We start from the raw sequence: 17488 nt of genomic DNA, 5'->3' as shown, positions 1-17488 counted from the left end.
GGGCTCTCTATAGACCCCGGTCCGGGGGGCGTCAAAACAACGTTATGTCAGCTTCGTGTGCGCGCGTGATCGCGGGACGGGCAGTCGGGATCACGGCTTCGCTGCCGGGATCGCGACCCCGCGCAGGCTCGACACGGCCGCCTGGTCGGCGCGCCAGTTCGTCACCGCGCGGGTGATCGCCTGCGCCATCTGCCCCCGCCACGCGGGGTTGAGAAGGTTGGCGCGGTCCACCGGGTCCGACAGGAACCCCATCTCGACCAGCACCGACGGAATGTCGGGCGATTTCAGGACCGAGAACGCGGCCCCCTGCACCGGGCGGCGGTGCATCCCGATGTCGGACAGCGCCAGTTCGCTGGACAGGTGGCTTGCGAACGCCTCGCTCGCGGGCTGGGTGCGGGTGCGGGCCAGGTCCATCAGCGCGCGCGCCACGCGGTCGTCGGTGCCGTCCAGGTCCACGCCCGCCAGCATGTCGTCGCGGTCGTGCCGGGCGGCGAGGTCCTGCGCGGCGCGGTCGTTCGACGCGGGGTTCCAGACATAGATCGTGGCCCCCGCCGCCTGCGCCTTGGGCAGCATGTCGGCGTGAAGCGACACGAACAGGTCCGCGCGCGCGCCGCGTGCAGCCGTGGTGCGGCGTTCCAGCGCGATGAAGCGGTCGTCGCCCCGCGTCAGCCGCGCGTCGATGCCCGCGTGCTGCAACGCCGCCGCAAGCTCGGTCGCGAACTGAAGCATCAAGGCCGCCTCGGACACGCCGTCCACCTGCGCGCCGGGGTCGATGCCGCCATGACCCGGGTCCACGATCACCCGCAGCCGCCCGTCACCGGGCCCGGCAGAGGCCCCGGTTGCCGACGGGGTGGTATGCGCGGCGGGCTCGGGCAAGCCCTTCAGCGCGGTCATCACGTCGGTGCGGGGGGCGAACTCCTTGCCGTCCACTGGGACCAGCGAAAGGAAGATGGCCGCGCCCGCGCCCGCATCCGGGCCCAGGATCGTGGCCCGCTCGACCGCGTAGGGCGCGGGCAGTTCGGCGATGATCCGGCCCCATCCGGGCAGGCCGGGCCCCCAGCGCAGGCCCGCCAGCAGCTCGGCCCCCGTCACGGGCGACGGGCCGGTAGGCAGCGACAGCCCCTTCATCTCGACCACCATCCGGGGCGGCGCATCCAGCAGATAGACGCGGAACGGGGCGCGGTTCCCGACCGCGAGTGACAGTTGCAGCGGGCGGGGATCGCCCCGGTCCCGCCCTTGGGCGGTGATGGACGAGGCGGCGGGGTCGAACCGGGTCTCGCGCGCAGCCGCGATTTGCGCGGGCGGCGCGGAATCCGCGCCGGTCTGCGCGCCCGCCGGCACGGCCGCGCAGCACAGGGCGGCGACCACAGCGATCAGGCGGAACCCCGTCATCGCGTCGCCATGAAGCGCGCCAGCCGGTCCAGCCCCTCGGCGATGTCGGTGCTGCCCCGCGCGTATGAAAACCGCAGCGTCCGCCCCCCGCGCACCGGGTCGAAGTCCAGCCCCGGCGTGACCGCGACGCCCGCACGGTCGAGGATCTCGGCCGCCAGCGCGCGGCTGTCGCCTGTCAGGTGGCTCACGTCGGCATAGACGTAAAAGGCCCCGTCGGGCGGCGCGATGCGGTCGAAACCGATCGCGGGCAGCCGGTCCAGCATCATCGCCCGGTTGCGGGCATAGACGGCCAGGTTCGCCTCGGCCTCGTCGATGCAGTCGAGCGCCGCCAGCGCGGCGACCTGGCTCGCGTGCGAGGGGCAGATGAACAGGTTCTGCGCCAGCCGCTCGACGGTGCGGACCATGTCGGGCGGCACCACCATCCAGCCGATCCGCCAGCCGGTCATGCCGAAGTACTTCGAGAAGCTGTTGACCACCACCACATCGTCCGTGACCTCGAGCGCGCTGACCGCGCGGTCGCCGTAGCTGAGCCCGTGGTAGATCTCGTCCGAAACCAGCGCCGCGCCCCGCGCGGCCGTGGCGCGCGCGAGCGCGGCAAGCTCGGCCTGCCCCAGCATCGTCCCCGACGGGTTCCCGGGCGAGGCGAGGATCACGCCGCGCACGCCCTCGGGAATGTCGGCCGGCACCGGCTGGAAGCGGTTTTCGGCCAGCGTGGGCATCCCCACCGGCTGGACCGACATGGCCCTGAGGATCTGGCGATAGCTCGGATACCCCGGCTCACCCAGCGCGACCCGGTCGCCCGCGTCGAAGAGCGCCGAGAACGCAAGGATGAACGCCCCCGACGACCCCGCCGTGACCACCACCCGGGCGGGATCAAGATCCACGCCGTACCAGCGCCGGTACAGCGCCGCGATCCCCTGACGCAGTTCGGGCAACCCCAATGCGACGGTGTAGCCCAGGGGTGACGACAGCGCCGCCGCCAGCGCCGCGCGCGCGCCCGCCGGCGCCCCGACCGATGGCTGGCCCACTTCCATGTGGATGATGTGGCGGCCCGCGGCTTCGGCCGCCCGCGCGGCCTCCATCACGTCCATCACGATGAACGCATCGACCTGTCCCCTGACGGAGTTGCGCATCGACTGCCCCCCTGCCCTCGGTCCCGACTCTCGAACCCGACCGCCGCCCTTGCGGTCCCGCTTGTGGACCGTCCCGCCCGCGCGGGTCAAGTTCACGCAAGCGTTGGGTTGCGTGCGGGGCGGTCCCGCGCCAAATCTGCACAAGCTCGTGAAAGGACCGACCATGACCCGACTGCTCAAGGCGGCCGCGCTGCTGGCCGCAACCGCCCTGCCGCTGACCGCCCTGCCCGCCGCGGCGTTCGATCCGGCCGCGATGTCGGATGCCGAAAAGGCCGCGTTCGGCGACGCGGTGCGCGACTATATCATGGCCAACCCCGAGGTCCTGATCGAGGCGGTGAACGGGCTGGAAGCCAAGCGCATGGCCGACGAGGTCAAGAACGACCGCCTGCTGGTCCAGGCCAACGAGGCCGCGATCTTTGACGACGGGCACAGCTGGGTCGGCGGCAACCCCGACGGCGACCTGACCATGGTCGAGTTCGTGGACTATCGCTGCGGCGTCTGCCGCCGGGTGTCGGACGACATGGAAAAGACCGTCAACGACGACGGCAACATTCGCCTGATCCTGAAAGAGTTTCCGATCCTCGGGCAGGAAAGCGACCTCGCCTCGCGCTTTGCGATCGCGGTCAAGCAGACGCAGGGCGGCGAGGTTTACAAGGACGCGCACGACCGCCTGATCGCGATGCGCGGCGCGGTCACGATCGAATCGCTCTCCACGCTCGCCCGCGACATGGGGCTTGAGCCCGAGCCGCTGATCAACCGCATGAACACCGAGGATGTCAGCGCCGAGATCCGGTCGAACGCGCAGCTGGCCGAGCGGATGCGGGTCATGGGCACGCCGACCTTCATCATCGGCGGCGAGATGCTGCGCGGCGCGCCGCCCCAGGGGCTGGCGTCGGTGGTGCAAGAGGTGCGGGCCGCGACCCAGGGCTGAGGCGCTCAGCCGCCCGTCCTGCTTGCGCGCGGCCCGGCCTTGCGGGGCTTTCCGCCCGCGCGTGGTCCCGCGCCGGTGGGCTTGTCCACCTTGTCGGGCAGCGTCTCGCTGAACATGATCGCCCGCGCGACCAGCCGGTCCCGCGTCTCGTCGTCCGCCGCGTCCAGTTCGACGAACACGTAGCCGCGCATCCGGCGGCCGCCGTGGACCATCGGCGTGACGCCCGGCAGCGCCAGCGCCTCGTCCGCGCCCTCGGGCCCCAGCCGCAGCATCAACCGGCCCGCGCGAACCCCGGCGATCAGGTTGCCGCCGCGCATGATGCCCAAGCCCCCGAACATGGGCCGGGTGCTGATCCCCGGCACGCCGGTCAGTTCGCCCAGCATCCAGCCTTCCAGGTCGGGATCGCGGCTCATCGGGCATGTCCTTCGGCTGTGGGTGCAGGGTCAGCTTGCCGCGTCGCGGCGCCGCTGGCCATGGGCGCGACACATGGCCCCGCCCGCTTTCGTTCGATCGCCAAAGCGCCTATCTGTCCCCCCGACCTCGGAGGGCGCGGATGTTCTGGATCGTCGTGGCGGCAATGATTGCGGTGGTGGGCGGGGCGATCGCGCTGCCGCTGCTGCGCGGCCGGGGCGAGCGCCGCCCCGCCGCCGCCTACGACCTGCAGGTCTATCGCGACCAGCTCCGCGAGGTGGGTCGCGACCGCGCGCGGGGCGTGCTGGGCGAAGAGGATGCCGCGCGGCTGCGGACCGAGATCGGGCGCAAGGTGCTGGACGCCGACCGCGCCGCGTCGGCTGCGGGCTCGCGCGCCGACCCCCGCGGCGCGGCGCTGCCGCTGGCGCTGCTGGCGCTGGCGCTGTGTGGATCGGCGGCGCTTTACACGCTCGACCTTGGCGCGCCGGGCCGGGCCGACGATCCGCTGGGTGCGCGGGTGGCGGCGGCAAAGGCGCGCTACGACGCCCGCCCCTCGCAGGCCGAGGCAGAGGCGCGGGCACCGAAGCCGCCCCCCCGGCCCGCCGACCCCGAATACGAGAAACTCGTGGCCGACCTGCGCGCGGCCGTCGCAAGCCGCCCCGATGCCGAGGGGCTGACCCTGCTGGTCCAGCACGAGGCCGCGCTGGGGAACCTGCCCGCCGCCCGTGCCGCGCAGGAACAGCTGCTGGCGCTGCGCGGCGCCGATGCCACGGCAACCGACCTTGCCGGGCTCGCCGGGCTGATGGCGCAGGCGGCGGGCGGGATCATCACGCCCGAGGCCGAGGCGCAGATCGACCGCGCGCTGAAGGCCGACCCGAACAGCCCCGACGCGCGGTTCCTGCGCGGGCTGCTGCTGGCGCAAAACGGCCGCCCCGACCGCACCTTTCCGATCTGGGCCGACCTGCTGGCGACCGCGCCGGCTGACCTTCCGTGGATGGGGATCGTCCGCTCGACCATCGCCGACCTCGCCTGGCTCGCGGGCCAGCCCGACTATGTGCCGCCGGATGCGGCTGCGACCCAAGCCGGTGCGCCGTCCACCCCGGATGAATTGGCCGAGATGGCGGCGCGGCTGGAAGGCCAGCTTGCCTTGCAGGGCGGCACGGCGGCCGAATGGGCGCAGCTGATCTCGGCCCTCGCAGGCACCGGCGACAGCGCCCATGCGGCAGAGATATGGACCGAGGCGCGGACCCGCTTCGCCGCCGATCCGGTGGCGCTGGCCACTGTCACGGACGCCGCGTCGAAAGCCGGGCTTGCGGGCAATTCCTCCCCCGCTCTTCCCGGTCCCACCGCCGCCGACGTGGACGCCGCCGGTGCGATGACCGACGCCGACCGGGCCGATATGATCGCGGGCATGGTCCAGTCCCTGCGCGACCGCCTGACCGCGCAGGGCGGCAGCGGGGCCGAGTGGGGACGGCTGGTCGTGGCGCTGACCGTCCAGGGTGACGCGAACGGCGCGCGCGAGGCGCTGGCACAGGGCCGCGCGGCGCTGGCGGGCGATGCGGTCGGGCTTCAAGCGCTGGATGCGGCGGCGGCACAGGCGGGGCTGCGATGATCTTCGAGGACATGGCCGACTTCGCCGCCGCCCTGCCGCGCACCGGCGGCCTTGCCGGGCTGGACCTTGGCACCAAGACCATCGGCGTCGCGGTCAGCGACGGGCTGCGGCAGGTCGCCTCGCCCCTGTCCACCATCCGCCGGGTCAAGTTCACCACCGACGCGGCGGCGCTGCTGGCGATCGTCGCGGACCGGGGGCTGGCCGGGCTGATCCTCGGCCTGCCGCGCAACATGGACGGGACCGAGGGGCCGCGCGCCCAGTCCACCCGCGCCTTCGCCCGCAACCTTCGCAACCTCACCGATCTGCCGATCGGGTACTGGGACGAGCGTCTGTCCACCGTCGCCGCCGAACGCGCGCTGCTTGAGGCGGACACGTCGCGCGCGCGCCGCGCGCAGGTGATCGACCACGTGGCGGCGGGCTACATCCTGCAAGGCGCGCTGGACCGCCTGCGCCATCTCGGCGCCGCATGAACCGCGCGACCGGCGGATCGGCATGACCGCGACGGCTGTCCCGTCCCCCTGCCGCAAGCTCTGCGCGCTCGACCCCGCGACCCGCATCTGCACCGGCTGCGGGCGCACGCTGGACGAGATCGCGCGGTGGTCGTCGATGTCTGACGCGGAACGCGCCGCGGTCGCCGCGCGGCTGTCGCTGGCGGACGTTCCAACAAATGTCAGCGGAACCTGACGCCCCGCCGCAACCTTCCCCCCGCGAACAGGCACAAGGGAAGCATCCATGCGCGCGATCACTTTTCAGGGCAAGGGCAAGGTCCAGGTCGACAACGTGGACGACCCCACCATCGAGGAAGATGGCGACGTCGTCATCCGCGTCACCTCGACCGCGATCTGCGGATCCGACCTGCACCTGTATGACGGCTTCATCCCCGAAATGCGCAAGGGCGACATCCTGGGCCATGAGTTCATGGGCGAGATCGTGGCGACAGGCAAAGGCGTCACGAAGCACAAGGTCGGCGACCGGGTTCTGGTGCCCTTCAACATCGCCTGCGGGCATTGCGACTTCTGCCGCGTGGACGCGTTCTCGCTGTGCGACAACACCAACCCCGACCATGAAAAGGTCGAGGCGGTCTACGGCCAGTCGGGCGGCGGCATGTTCGGCTATTCGCACCTGTTCGGCGGCTATGCGGGCGGTCAGGCGGAACTGGCGCGGGTGCCCCACGCCGACGTGGGGCTGCTTGCCGTCCCCGAAAGCCTGCCCGACGAAAAGGTGCTGTTCCTGACCGACATATTCCCGACCGGCTACCAGGCGGTCGAGCAGATCGGCACCGGTCCCGGCGACATCGTCGCGGTCTGGGGCTGCGGCCCGGTCGGGCAGTTCGCAATCCACTCGGCCTTCATGCTGGGCGCGGAACGGGTGTTCGCGCTCGACTTCGAGGAAGGCCGGCTCGCACTTGCGCGCAAGGCGGGGGCCGAGACGATCGACCTGTCCAGGCAGGACAGCTACAAGACACTGATGGAGCTGACGGGCGGCAAGCTTCCCAACCGCTGCGTGGACGCGGTGGGGCTGGAAGCGCACGGCACGTCGGTGATCGGCGATCTTTACGACAAGACCAAGGCCAAGGTGGGTCTGGAAACCGACCGTCCGAACGCGCTGCGGGACGCGATCATGTGCTGCCGCAAGGGCGGCGCGGTGTCGATCCCCGGCGTTTACGCGGGCGTCGCCGACAAGTTCCCGATCGGGGCCGCGTTCGGCAAGGGGCTGATGCTGCGCGGCGGGCAGACCAACACCCGCGCCTACATGGACCGCCTGCTCAAGCGGATCGAGGCGGGCGAGATCGACCCCAGCCACATCATCACCCATCGCGGCACACTGGACGACGGCCCCGGCTTCTACGAGACGTTCCGCGACAACCGCTCGGACTGTTTCAAGTGCGTCATGACGCCCTGAGGCGGGGCTGAACCCGGTCTGAAAAGGGGCGGAACCGGCAACGGCTCCGCCCCTTTTTCATTCGGCGGCGATCCGCGCGGGCGCCTCGAACCCGCGGATCAGGTCGGCGGCGCGCTCCGCGATCATGATCGTCGGCGCGTTGGTGTTGCCGCCGATCAGCGTCGGCATGACGGACGCATCGACCACCCGCAGCCCCTCGACCCCGCGCACCTGCAGCGACGGATCGACCACCGCCATGTCGTCGATCCCCATCTTGCAGGTGCCGACCGGGTGATAGATCGTGTCGGCCCGCGCGCGGATATGGCGTTCCCAGTCCGCGTCCGACATGCCGTCGCGCAGCCCGAACAGTTCCTTGTGCCGGTATTTCGCCATCGCCGGCGCCTGCAGGATCTGGCGCATCATCTTCGCGCCCTTGATCGTGGTCCGAAGGTCGCGCGGGTCCGACAGGTAGCGCGGGTCGATGCCCGGCGCCGCGCGCGGATCGGCGCTTTGCAGGAACACCTCGCCCCGGCTGTAGGGCCGCAGCGCGCAGACGTGGCAGCTGAAGCCGTGGCCGTAGTGCAGCTTGCGCGCGTGATCGTCCACGATCCCGATGACGAAGTGCAGCTGGATATCGGGCCTGTCGAGCGCCGGGTCGGTTTTCAGGAACGCCGCCCCTTCGGCGAAGCAGGTGGACACCATCCCGGCGCGGTCCTTCCGCCACTGGCGGACGTGGCCCAGCATGTTCAGCGCCGCCCGGAAGCCGATCCCGAAGTTGTCGGTGTCCCTGGACGTGTAGGCCATGATGAAATCAAGGTGGTCCTGCAGGTTCTTGCCCACGCCGGGCAGATCGTGGACGACGGCGATCCCGTGCCGGGCCAGCTCCTCCGCCGGGCCGATCCCCGACAGCAGCAGCAGCTGGGGGGAGTTGAACGCCCCCGCCGCCACGATCACCTCGCGCCGCGCCCGCGCGGTCATCGTGGCGCGGCCCTTGCGGTATTCGACCCCGACCGCGCGCTTGCCGTCCATCAGGATGCGGTTGGCATGGGCGCCGGTCACGATGGTCAGGTTCGGCCGCGCCGCGCGGACCGGAAACAGATAGGCGGCGGCGGCCGAGCAGCGTTCGCCCCGGCGCGGGCCGCTGTGGAACTGCGTGACCTGGTAAAGGCCGGCCCCCTCGTTCTCGCCGGTGTTGAAGTCGGCGACCTCGCGGTGCTGGCAGGTCGTCGCCGCCTCGATGAAGGCGCGGGTGATCGGGCGCGCGTGCTTCTGGTTCGACACCTGCAACGGGCCGTCGCCGCCGTGAAAGCTGTCGGCCCCGTTCTCGTTGCCCTCGGACCGCAGGAAGTAGGGCAGGCAATCGTCCCACGACCAGCCGTCGCAGCCAAGATCGGCCCAGCCGTCATAGTCGCTGCGGTGCCCGCGCACATACAGCATTGCGTTGATGGCGCTGGACCCGCCCAGCGCCTTGCCGCGCGGCTGAAAACCGCGTCGCCCGTTCAGCTCCGGCTGCGGAACGGTGCGATAGGCCCAGTTGCACAGCTTGCCGCGCCCCGGCACCATCCCGACCGCGCCCATTGGCGCGCGGATCAGGATATGGTCGCCCCCGCCCCCCGCTTCGAGCAGGCAGACCCGCACCGCCGGATCCTCGCTGAGCCGCGAGGCGAGCGTCGCGCCCGCCGACCCGCCACCCGCGATCACATAGTCGAACGTCGCCCCTGACATGCCACCCCCCCGCGCCGCATCCCCTTGCGTCACGCGATTGCACGCCCGTTCGGCGGGCCTGTCCAGCGGGATCGAGGGCGCAGCCAGCGCGTGACCTTGCGTCACGAAAACGCTCGTCGGGTCCTGCGTACAGCGCCTACATGGCGGGGACGAACACCCCGCCCGGCGACAGGGTGAAGATCTCGCACCCGTCCGAGGTCACGCCGATGGAATGTTCGAACTGCGCCGACAGCGACTTGTCGCGGGTGACGGCCGTCCAGTCGTCGGCGAGGATCTTGGTGTCCGCACCGCCAAGGTTGATCATCGGCTCGATGGTAAAGAACATCCCCTCCTCCAGCACCGGGCCCTTGCCGGGCCGGCCGTAGTGCAGGACGTTCGGCGGCGCGTGGAACACGCGGCCCAGGCCGTGGCCGCAGAAGTCGCGCACGACCGACATGCGGTGGCCTTCGGCGTAGGACTGGATCGCGTGGCCGATGTCGCCGAAGGTGGCGCCGGGGCGCACCGCGTCGATCCCCTTCATCAGGCTGTCGTGCGTCACCTCGATCAGGCGGCGCGCCTTTACGCCGGGGGTGCCCGCGACGTACATGCGCGAACTGTCGCCATACCAGCCGTCCACGATCACCGTCACGTCAATGTTCAGGATATCGCCGTCGGCCAGCACCTTGTCGCCCGGAATCCCGTGGCAGACGACGTGGTTCACGCTGATGCAGCTTGCGTGCTGGTAGCCGCGATAGCCGATGGTGGCGCTGGTCGAACCGGACGCCTCGACCCGCGCGCGGATGAAATCGTCCAGCTCGCCCGTGGTGACGCCCGGCTGCACCAGCGCGCCCACCTCGTCCAGGATCGTCGCCGCGACGCGGCCAGCGGCGTGCATGCCCGCGAAATCCTCGGGGCCGTGAATGCGGATGCCCTCGCGGGTGACGCGCGCTTCGTTCATCGGTCGTCCTTTCGATTTCATCCCAGATAGCGTCCGCCCGCCCCTTGTTCCAGACCCGCGCCCGCGCATTATGGCCGGAAAAGGAGCGTACGATGCAGTCCGACAACCCCACGGCCGCAATCCTGGTCATCGGCGACGAGATCCTGTCGGGCCGCACGCAGGACAGCAATTCGCACCATCTGGCGGGCGTGCTGACCTCGGTGGGCATCGACCTGCGCGAGGTGCGGGTGGTCGCGGACGACCACGACGCCATCGTCGCGGCGCTGAGGGCGCTGGACCGGACGCTGGGGGGCGCGTGGGACCTGGTGTTCACCTCGGGCGGGATCGGCCCGACCCACGACGACATCACCGCCGACGCGGTGGCCGCAGCCTTCGGCGTCGAGCTGCGGATCGACGAGGACGCGCGGGCCGCCATGACCAGCCGCTGGGGCGCGCTGGGGGTCGAGGTCACCCCCAGCCGGTTGCGGATGGCGCGGGTGCCGGTGGGGGCGACGCTTATCCTGAACTCGGTCTCGGCGGCGCCGGGCTTCGTCATCGGGCGCACCCACGTGATGGCGGGGGTGCCGTCGGTGTTCCGCGCCATGGTCGAATGGCTGGTGCCGCACCTGCCGTCGGGCCGCGCGCCGGTCAGCGAAACGATCGAGGTGCTGCGCCCCGAATCCGACGTGGCCGACGACCTGACGCGGGTCGCGGACGCCTATCCGGCGCTGTCGCTCGGCAGCTACCCGTTCAGCGGCTCGCAGGGGCTGGGCACGAACCTTGTCGTGCGCGGGCTCGACGGGGACGAGGTCGCGCGCGCCGCCGCCGACCTCAGGCGCGCGCTGGGGATGCCCGCTTGACGGCCGCCCCGATGGACAGGGCACTCAGGGCCGCATTCGACGCGACCTGGCCCGCGCCGGATTTCGAGACGGTGGGCGGGTTCCGCGTCACCCGCGCCCCCGACGGCGGCGGCCGGCTGAACTCGGCCCGCGTGATCGATGCCTGGACAGCCGACGACATTGAACGGGTCGCGGCGCTGCAACGCGGCCGCGGCGACGGCCCGCGCTTCATGGTCGAGGATGGCGACGCGGCGCTTGCCCGCGCGCTGGACGGCCGGGGCATGGTCGGGCGCGACGCGACCGCGATCCTGGAAGCGCCGGCCACGCGGCTCATGGAGCTTCCGATCCCGCCGGTGACGGCGCTGACGATCTGGCCGCCGCTGGCGATCCAGACCGACCTGTGGGCCGAAAACGGCATCGGCCCGGCGCGGCGGGCGGCGATGGACCGCGCGCCCGGTCCCAAGACCGCGCTGCTGGGCCGGATCCGCGACCGCGCCGCAGGCGTGGGGTTCGTGGCGGTCCACGGCCCGGTCGCAATGGTCCACGCGCTGGTCGTCCCGCCCGAATTCCGCCGCCAGGGGGTTGCCGCATGGCTGATGCGGCGGGCAGGCCATTTCGCCACAGGCCACGGCGCCCCACGGGTCGCGTTGGCCGTCACGCGCGCAAACGCGGGCGCGCTTGCCCTTTACGACCGGCTCGGCTTCGTCGAGGTCGGGGGATACCGCTATTTCACCGACGCACCGGCGGTGGCGGAAACCGCGACCTAGCGCTGCGCCAGACGGCGCAGTTCGCGCTTGAGCAGGTCCACTTCCGCCCGCAGCAGCTCGAGTTGTGCGCGCAGGTCCTCTTCCAGCACATAGCCCGCGACGATGGGCAGCACGCCCAGCCGCTCGGCCCCGGGCATCGGCCCGTCGCCGCCCTGCCCATCGCCTTGGGCGTCGTCGCCCTGCCCGTCATCGGCGATCAGGATGAAGGTGTGGACCCCGTCCGACAGCCGATCGGCTGGCAGCGGCACCGACACGTGGAAACTGTCGTTCCCCGCCGGCGTGACCGTGGCCACGCCCGCCGTCACGCCGTTCTGCACCAGAAGCAGCCGCCCCGGCGCCTTGTCGGCATGCAGGATACCCTGCCAGACGCCGCCCCGCAGGCCGCCATGGGTAAAGGTTGTCCGCATCGTCAGACCTCGGCGCGCTGATGGTGGGACAGGAACAGATCGCCGATCCGCACTGCGTTCATGTGCGGCGATTCGAAGATGAGGTCGAGCCAGATCTTTTCCAGCCGCTTCTCGTTCATCTCGATCTTGTACATGTCGAACTCGGTCACGAACGAGGTCGTCTGGCCGGGCTGCAGATCGCCCAGGTGGCGCAGAAGCTGGTCGGTGTTGGGGCCGTGGCCGACGTTCAGCCGCGCATAGATGTTCATCGGCCGCTCGACCGAGATGACCGAGGCGAGGCGCACGATCCGGCTGCGCGTCAGTCCCTTCAGCGCAGCGTCGGGCAGGTCGATCGAGATCGACAGGAAGTTGCCGGAAAAGCCCAGGATTTCAAGCAGCAGGCCATAGGGCGACAGCTCGGCCGACCGGCTGTTGCGCATCTGGCGCAGGATCAGCGCCCGGTCGGGGCAGTCGTGCCAGATCGCCGCCTCTTCGGCCAGGCGGGTGCCGTTTTCCGGCGCGGCGATCCCGCGGGGCGAGGTTCGCGCCGCCATCAGCTGCGGCCGCCAGCGCCAGGTGGTGCCCGCGGGCAGGTCCAGCGGCTCGGCCCCGGGGCGCTGGATGTCGAGCCGCGCGTTCGAGCGCGCGACGATCCGGTTCAGGCTGCGGCGCAGGGTCCGCGCCTCGTCGTCCAGCCCGCGCAGGCTGGACAGCGGCATGCGGTCCACCTCGCGCGCCAGCCGTTCCCAGCGCTGGACGGCGCGGGCGCGCATGAAATCGCGAAGCAGGCGACGGGTCAGACGCGGCATTCAGTGCCCTTACTGGTCCATGTAGACATGCGTCTCGACCTTTGCACCGGGATGCGTGACGGCACCGTGACGGGCGCCGCCCACCAGCTGCGCGTATTTCCACAGCGCGCCGCTGGCATAGTCGGTCTTGCGCGCCCCTGTCCACGCGGCCTTGCGCGCGGCAAGCTCGGCATCGTCCAGGGCCACCGAGATGTCGCCCGTGATCGCGTTGATCGTGATAACGTCGCCGTTCCTGAGCAGCGCGATCGGCCCGCCATGCGCCGTTTCCGGCCCGACATGGCCCACGCAGAACCCGCGCGTCGCCCCTGAGAAGCGCCCGTCTGTGATGAGCGCAACCTTCTTGCCCATGCCCTGCCCCGACAGCGCGGCGGTCGTGGCCAGCATCTCGCGCATCCCCGGCCCGCCCGCAGGACCCTCGTTGCGGATCACGAAGACGCAGCCTTCCTGATAGTTGCGCGCCTGCACGGCCTCGAACGCGTCCTCCTCGCATTCAAAGACCAGCGCGGGGCCGGTGAAGACCTGATCGGCCTCGGACATACCCGCGACTTTCACGATCGCGCCGTCCGGGGCGAGGTTGCCGCGCAGGCCGACGACGCCGCCGGTCTTGGTGATCGGCGCCGCGATGGGGTAGATCACCTTGCCGTCCGGCTCGCCGGTGATGGTGTCCAGTTCCTCGCCCAGCGTGCGCCCCGACACGGTCATGCAGTCGAGATGCAGCAACCCCTCGCGCGCGAGCTCCTTCATCACGACGGGGATGCCGCCCGCCTCGAACAGGTCCTTGGCGACATAGTCGCCGCCGGGCCGCAGGTTCACGAAATAGGGCGTGTCGTGGAAGATGTCGCAGACGTCGAACAGGTCGAAGTCGATCCCCGCCTCGTGCGCGATGGCAGGCAGGTGCAGCCCCGCGTTCGTGGACCCGCCGGTGCAGGCGACGACGCGGGCCGCGTTTTCAAGGCTCTTGCGGGTGACGATGTCGCGGGCGCGGATGTTGCGCTCCAGCAGGTTCATCACCGCCACGCCCGAGGCGTCGCAGAACGCGTCGCGCGATTCGTAGGGCGCGGGCGCGCCCGAGGAGTTGAGCAGCGCCAGCCCGATCGCCTCGCTCACGCAGGCCATGGTGTTGGCGGTGTACTGCCCGCCGCAGGCCCCGGCCGACGGGCAGGCGATCCGTTCCATGATCGCAAGCTCGGCGTCCGAGATCAGGCCCGCCGCGTGCTGGCCCGCCGCCTCGAACATGTCCTGCACGACGATGTCGCGGCCCTTGTACCTGCCCGGGAGGATCGATCCGCCATAGACGAACACCGACGGTACGTTCAGCCGCACCATCGCCATCATCATCCCCGGCAAGCTCTTGTCGCAGCCCGCAAGGCCCACCAGCGCGTCATAGCAATGCCCGCGCATGGTCAGCTCAACCGTGTCCGCGATCGCATCGCGCGAGGCGAGGGACGAGCGCATCCCCTCGTGCCCCATGGCGATCCCGTCGGTCACGGTGATGGTCGTGAACTCGCGCGGGGTGCCGCCCGCCTTCTTCACGCCCATCTTCGCGGACTGCGCCTGGCGGTTCAGCGAGATGTTGCAGGGCGCGGCCTCGTTCCAGCAGGTCGCCACGCCGACGAGCGGCTGGTGGATCTCCTCCTCGGTGATCCCCATTGCGTAGAGGTAGCTGCGATGCGCGGCGCGCGCCGGACCCTCGGTCACGTGGCGGCTGGGCAGTTTCGACTTGTCGAAGCGGGTATTCTTCATGGCGCGTCCCCTTGGCTGCATTCGGGAATAGTGCCGCGTGCAGGGCGGGGCAAGCCGCGCATGGGGGCGGGCGAGAAAACGCGGCGGCTCACATGGCCAGCAGCGCGTCCAGCCGGGCCGCGCAGATCAGGTCGTTGCGGGTGATCCCGCCCGCGGCGTGGGTGGTGAACGCGACCTCGCAATAGCCCCAGCCGAAGCGCACGTCGGGGTGGTGGCCCTGTTACTCGCCCAGCCAGGCTGCGACGTTGGCAAGCTGCGCGGCGCGGGCGAACCCCTTGACCTCGACCCGGCGCAGGATCGCGCGGCCGTCGTACGACAAGGTCCAGAGGGGCAGCCCGGCCAGTGCGGCGCGGACCGCGTCCGCGTTCATCGGCGGGGTGCCGGCGGTGCAGGGAACGCAGGTCTGGCTGGCAAGGTTCGTCAACGGCCCCGGCCCCTTCACAACAGCGGCGACGCCAGCGCGAGGATGTTGTTTCGCAGCCGCTGGTACCAAGGCCAGCCCCGCACCTCGTCAATATCGACCTTGCGCGAGCGGTCGAGATAGCTGCGCAGCCTGATGTCCAGCGCCGCGACCGTGATCGGATCGGCAAGGAACATGTTCAGCTCATAGTTCAGTTCGAAGCTGCGGCGGTCGAGGTTGGCGCTGCCGATGATCGCCATCCGGCTGTCCACGGTCACGACCTTGGCGTGCAGCAGCCCGCCCCGGAACAGGTGCAGGTTGACGCCCGCGCGCATGAGGCCGTTCCAGAACCCCTGGCTGGTCGCGGCGACGATCATCGAATCGTTGCGCTCGGGCAGGATCAGGTGGACCTCGACCCCGCGCCGCGCGGCCGAGCGGATGGCGGAATCCAGCGGCTCGTCCGGGACGTAGTAGGGCGTGCAGATCACCACCCGCTCGCGCGAGCCGTGGACCAGCGTCGCGAATGTCTCGGACATCGACCCATAACTGCGGTCGGGGCCGGTGGGGATCATCTGCGCGGGCACGTTGCCGTCGCAGGCCGCGTCGCCGGGGGCATCGCCGCCGGTTCCCTGTGGCGCGAGCAGGTCGGGCAGGTAATCCCCGCCCGCGTCCACCCAGTCCACGACGAAAGCCGTCTGCATCTGCCGGACGACCGGACCCTCGCACTCGATCAGGATGTCGATCCAGGGCGCGAAACGCGGCTTGTGGCGGAACGCGAGGTCCGAGCAGTTGCGGCTGCCGGTAAAGGCGATGCGGCCGTCGATCAGCACGATCTTGCGGTGATTGCGAAGGTCCAGCCGCTGTTCCAGCGCCCGCAGCAGCGGAAACCCCACGGGCAGCGCGGCGCGGCATTCCACCCCCGCCTCGACCATCCGCGCCCACCAGGGCGAGCGCATGAAGGGGCGCGATCCGACCTCGTCCACGATCACCCGCACCGCGACGCCGCGCCCGGCCGCGCGGATCGCCGCGGCGGCGACCCGGCCGCCCGACACGTCGGCCAGCCAGATGTAGAACATCAGGTGGACGTGGTGCGTGGCCCCGTCGATCGCGCGGATGATCGGATCGAAGGCGCTGTCATCCTCGGGCAGCAGCATCAGCCGGTTGCCGCCCGCGATCGGCAGTCCGCCCACCGCCTGCCCCGACCGCGCGACCGGCTCGGCCCAGGGCGGCAGGTCCGGCCACGGCGGGGCCGAATGGTCGTAGATGCGCGAGACGTGCAGCCGCGCCCCCCTGCGCGCCCGCATCTCGGCCCGGCCGACCCGGATCTCGCCGAACATGACATAGGCGAGGATGCCCGCGAACGGGATCACCGCGATCACCAGCACCCAGGCAAGCCGCGCCGACGGCTCGAGCCGGGGCTGCATCAGCACGCGCGCGCACAGCGACAGCATGACGGCGTTGTAGGCGATGATCTGCAGGGTCGCGGCCATCCCGGCAGGTAACGGCTGCGGGGGCGGAATTGCAATCTGCCGCCGCCCGGCCTATCTCACGCCAGACCCGATCTGCCGACCGCTTGAAAGGTGCCCTGGATGAACTGGATCTCGAACTATGTTCGCCCGCGCATCAACTCGCTGTTCTCGCGCCGCGAGGTTCCCGAGAACCTGTGGACCAAGTGCCCCGAATGCGGGACCATGCTGTTTCACCGCGAACTGGCCGACAACCTGAACGTCTGCACCAACTGCGACCACCACCTGGCGATCAGCCCGCGCGCGCGCTTTACCGCGCTGTTCGACGGCGGCGTCTTCAACGAGGTGCGGGTCCCCGAGCCGGTGATCGACCCGCTGGGGTTCAAGGACCAGAAGAAATACCCCGACCGGATGAAGGCCGCGCAAAAGGCCACCGGCGAGAAGGAAGCGATGCTTGTGGCCGAGGGCGAGATGGGGCGCACGCCCATCGTCGCGGCCGCGCAGGACTTCAGCTTCATGGGCGGGTCGATGGGGATGCATGTCGGCAACGCCATCATCGCCGCGGCCCAGCGCGCGGTCGAACTGAAGCGGCCGCTGGTCCTGTTTTCGGCCGCCGGCGGCGCGCGCATGCAGGAAGGGATCCTGTCGCTGATGCAGATGCCGCGTTCGACCGTCGCGGTGCAGATGCTCAAGGAAGCGCGCCTTCCTTACGTCGTTGTCCTGACCCATCCGACGACCGGCGGCGTGACGGCCAGCTATGCCATGCTGGGCGATGTGCAGATCGCCGAACCCAATGCGCTGATCTGTTTCGCCGGGCCCCGCGTAATCGAGCAGACGATCCGCGAGAAGCTGCCCGAAGGGTTCCAGCGCGCCGAATACCTGCTGGAACACGGGATGCTGGACCGCGTGACCCACCGCAAGAAGCTGCGCGAGGAACTGGTGTCGATCCTGCGGATGCTGACCCGGCAATCCGCCCCCGTCGTGGCCGACCTGCCCGCGCCCGGCGTGATCCCCTCAGCGCTCGAGATGGGCGAGGAACAGCCCGCCGTCACCCCCGCCCTGCCGCAGACGACCTGA

The 17488-nt window shown here is 70.7% G+C and carries 18 protein-coding genes and 1 pseudogene; 8 read left to right on the top strand and 11 right to left on the bottom strand.

Features of this window, described 5'->3' with window-relative positions; translation table 11 throughout:
- Positions 1–90: 90 nt before the first annotated feature.
- Both FNF32_RS14585 and FNF32_RS14580 read right to left on the bottom strand, forming a co-directional pair.
- Positions 91–1392, bottom strand: a complete 1302-nt coding sequence (locus FNF32_RS14585) for an N-acetylmuramoyl-L-alanine amidase family protein (RefSeq protein ID WP_131674512.1) — start codon at positions 1390–1392, stop codon at positions 91–93.
- Positions 1389–2525 carry a pyridoxal phosphate-dependent aminotransferase gene (locus FNF32_RS14580; RefSeq protein WP_131674513.1) on the bottom strand — a complete coding sequence of 379 codons (1137 nt, stop codon included), beginning with the start codon at positions 2523–2525 and terminating at the stop codon, positions 1389–1391. The genes FNF32_RS14585 and FNF32_RS14580 overlap by 4 nt, the downstream gene beginning before the upstream one ends.
- A gap of 163 nt (positions 2526–2688) precedes the next feature.
- On the opposite strand from FNF32_RS14580, the gene FNF32_RS14575 reads away from it, so the two are divergent.
- A complete protein-coding gene (locus FNF32_RS14575) occupies positions 2689–3456 on the top strand; it encodes a DsbA family protein (RefSeq protein WP_131674514.1) in 768 nt (255 codons plus the stop codon).
- A 5-nt stretch (positions 3457–3461) separates the two neighbouring features.
- Here FNF32_RS14575 and FNF32_RS14570 read toward each other — a convergent pair whose 3' ends face one another.
- Entirely contained in the window at positions 3462–3869 is a 408-nt protein-coding gene (locus FNF32_RS14570; protein WP_131674515.1) for a TfoX/Sxy family protein, read from the bottom strand.
- 140 nt (positions 3870–4009) lie between these two features.
- Here FNF32_RS14570 and ccmI point away from each other — a divergent pair, with 140 nt between their 5' ends.
- From ccmI to FNF32_RS14550, 4 genes are read left to right on the top strand one after another with little or no spacing between them, the layout of a single operon-like run.
- Positions 4010–5479 (top strand): c-type cytochrome biogenesis protein CcmI, encoded by a 1470-nt coding sequence (gene ccmI / locus FNF32_RS14565; protein WP_131674516.1) that lies wholly within the window; start codon positions 4010–4012, stop codon positions 5477–5479.
- Positions 5476–5949, top strand: coding sequence for a Holliday junction resolvase RuvX (gene ruvX / locus FNF32_RS14560; RefSeq protein WP_131674517.1), 474 nt, complete (start codon positions 5476–5478; stop codon positions 5947–5949). Before ccmI ends, ruvX begins: the two co-directional genes overlap by 4 nt.
- Positions 5950–5971: 22 nt before the next feature.
- Positions 5972–6163 carry a DUF1289 domain-containing protein gene (locus tag FNF32_RS14555; RefSeq protein WP_131674518.1) on the top strand — a complete coding sequence of 64 codons (192 nt, stop codon included), beginning with the start codon at positions 5972–5974 and terminating at the stop codon, positions 6161–6163.
- A 48-nt stretch (positions 6164–6211) separates the two neighbouring features.
- Positions 6212–7381 carry a zinc-dependent alcohol dehydrogenase gene (locus tag FNF32_RS14550; protein WP_131674519.1) on the top strand — a complete coding sequence of 390 codons (1170 nt, stop codon included), beginning with the start codon at positions 6212–6214 and terminating at the stop codon, positions 7379–7381.
- A 57-nt stretch (positions 7382–7438) separates the two neighbouring features.
- Here FNF32_RS14550 and FNF32_RS14545 read toward each other — a convergent pair whose 3' ends face one another.
- A complete protein-coding gene (locus tag FNF32_RS14545) occupies positions 7439–9085 on the bottom strand; it encodes a GMC family oxidoreductase (protein WP_131674534.1) in 1647 nt (548 codons plus the stop codon).
- 136 nt (positions 9086–9221) lie between these two features.
- Positions 9222–10022 (bottom strand): type I methionyl aminopeptidase, encoded by an 801-nt coding sequence (gene map, locus FNF32_RS14540; protein WP_131674520.1) that lies wholly within the window; start codon positions 10020–10022, stop codon positions 9222–9224.
- A 92-nt stretch (positions 10023–10114) separates the two neighbouring features.
- Between map and FNF32_RS14535 the strand changes: the two genes are divergently transcribed.
- Complete coding sequence (locus FNF32_RS14535) at positions 10115–10861, top strand: competence/damage-inducible protein A (RefSeq protein WP_131674521.1); 747 nt, start codon at positions 10115–10117, stop codon at positions 10859–10861.
- An 11-nt stretch (positions 10862–10872) separates the two neighbouring features.
- Positions 10873–11607 (top strand): GNAT family N-acetyltransferase, encoded by a 735-nt coding sequence (locus tag FNF32_RS14530; protein WP_131674522.1) that lies wholly within the window; start codon positions 10873–10875, stop codon positions 11605–11607.
- On the opposite strand, the gene FNF32_RS14525 is transcribed toward FNF32_RS14530, so the two are convergent.
- The 6 genes and pseudogenes from FNF32_RS14525 to cls all read right to left on the bottom strand — a co-directional run bounded on the left by FNF32_RS14525 (position 11604) and on the right by cls (position 16435).
- Complete coding sequence (locus FNF32_RS14525; RefSeq protein WP_131674523.1) at positions 11604–12014, bottom strand: hypothetical protein; 411 nt, start codon at positions 12012–12014, stop codon at positions 11604–11606. The two genes, FNF32_RS14530 and FNF32_RS14525, sit on opposite strands and share 4 nt — an antisense overlap.
- A 2-nt stretch (positions 12015–12016) precedes the next feature.
- Positions 12017–12802 carry a DUF6478 family protein gene (locus FNF32_RS14520; RefSeq protein ID WP_131674524.1) on the bottom strand — a complete coding sequence of 262 codons (786 nt, stop codon included), beginning with the start codon at positions 12800–12802 and terminating at the stop codon, positions 12017–12019.
- Positions 12803–12811: 9 nt separating this feature from the next.
- On the bottom strand, positions 12812–14545 hold the full coding sequence (ilvD, locus tag FNF32_RS14515) for a dihydroxy-acid dehydratase (RefSeq protein WP_131674525.1): 1734 nt from the start codon (positions 14543–14545) through the stop codon (positions 12812–12814).
- Between the two features lie 88 nt (positions 14546–14633).
- A pseudogene (locus FNF32_RS15705) lies at positions 14634–14753 on the bottom strand (4a-hydroxytetrahydrobiopterin dehydratase); the annotation flags it as partial.
- A 12-nt stretch (positions 14754–14765) separates the two neighbouring features.
- Complete coding sequence (locus FNF32_RS15700; RefSeq protein WP_246087858.1) at positions 14766–14969, bottom strand: hypothetical protein; 204 nt, start codon at positions 14967–14969, stop codon at positions 14766–14768.
- A 14-nt stretch (positions 14970–14983) separates the two neighbouring features.
- Entirely contained in the window at positions 14984–16435 is a 1452-nt protein-coding gene (gene cls, locus FNF32_RS14505; RefSeq protein ID WP_131674526.1) for a cardiolipin synthase, read from the bottom strand.
- A 99-nt stretch (positions 16436–16534) separates the two neighbouring features.
- Between cls and accD the strand changes: the two genes are divergently transcribed.
- Positions 16535–17488, top strand: a complete 954-nt coding sequence (accD, locus tag FNF32_RS14500) for an acetyl-CoA carboxylase, carboxyltransferase subunit beta (protein WP_131674527.1) — start codon at positions 16535–16537, stop codon at positions 17486–17488.

Source organism: Paracoccus marinus, from assembly GCF_007018965.1.
Lineage (GTDB): Bacteria > Pseudomonadota > Alphaproteobacteria > Rhodobacterales > Rhodobacteraceae > Paracoccus > Paracoccus marinus.
Note: the sequence above shows the minus strand (reverse complement) of the source record. Positions and strands in the feature narration are given on the sequence as shown.

Bases quoted from the DNA above. Each gene is read 5' to 3' on its own strand.
- FNF32_RS14585 (WP_131674512.1), bottom strand. From the start codon at position 1,392: ATGACGGGGTTCCGCCTGATCGCTGTGGTCGCCGCCCTGTGCTGCGCG.
- FNF32_RS14580 (WP_131674513.1), bottom strand. From the start codon at position 2,525: ATGCGCAACTCCGTCAGGGGACAGGTCGATGCGTTCATCGTGATGGAC.
- FNF32_RS14575 (WP_131674514.1), top strand. From the start codon at position 2,689: ATGACCCGACTGCTCAAGGCGGCCGCGCTGCTGGCCGCAACCGCCCTG.
- FNF32_RS14570 (WP_131674515.1), bottom strand. From the start codon at position 3,869: ATGAGCCGCGATCCCGACCTGGAAGGCTGGATGCTGGGCGAACTGACC.
- ccmI (WP_131674516.1), top strand. From the start codon at position 4,010: ATGTTCTGGATCGTCGTGGCGGCAATGATTGCGGTGGTGGGCGGGGCG.
- ruvX (WP_131674517.1), top strand. From the start codon at position 5,476: ATGATCTTCGAGGACATGGCCGACTTCGCCGCCGCCCTGCCGCGCACC.
- FNF32_RS14555 (WP_131674518.1), top strand. From the start codon at position 5,972: ATGACCGCGACGGCTGTCCCGTCCCCCTGCCGCAAGCTCTGCGCGCTC.
- FNF32_RS14550 (WP_131674519.1), top strand. From the start codon at position 6,212: ATGCGCGCGATCACTTTTCAGGGCAAGGGCAAGGTCCAGGTCGACAAC.
- FNF32_RS14545 (WP_131674534.1), bottom strand. From the start codon at position 9,085: ATGTCAGGGGCGACGTTCGACTATGTGATCGCGGGTGGCGGGTCGGCG.
- map (WP_131674520.1), bottom strand. From the start codon at position 10,022: ATGAACGAAGCGCGCGTCACCCGCGAGGGCATCCGCATTCACGGCCCC.
- FNF32_RS14535 (WP_131674521.1), top strand. From the start codon at position 10,115: ATGCAGTCCGACAACCCCACGGCCGCAATCCTGGTCATCGGCGACGAG.
- FNF32_RS14530 (WP_131674522.1), top strand. From the start codon at position 10,873: ATGGACAGGGCACTCAGGGCCGCATTCGACGCGACCTGGCCCGCGCCG.
- FNF32_RS14525 (WP_131674523.1), bottom strand. From the start codon at position 12,014: ATGCGGACAACCTTTACCCATGGCGGCCTGCGGGGCGGCGTCTGGCAG.
- FNF32_RS14520 (WP_131674524.1), bottom strand. From the start codon at position 12,802: ATGCCGCGTCTGACCCGTCGCCTGCTTCGCGATTTCATGCGCGCCCGC.
- ilvD (WP_131674525.1), bottom strand. From the start codon at position 14,545: ATGAAGAATACCCGCTTCGACAAGTCGAAACTGCCCAGCCGCCACGTG.
- cls (WP_131674526.1), bottom strand. From the start codon at position 16,435: ATGGCCGCGACCCTGCAGATCATCGCCTACAACGCCGTCATGCTGTCG.
- accD (WP_131674527.1), top strand. From the start codon at position 16,535: ATGAACTGGATCTCGAACTATGTTCGCCCGCGCATCAACTCGCTGTTC.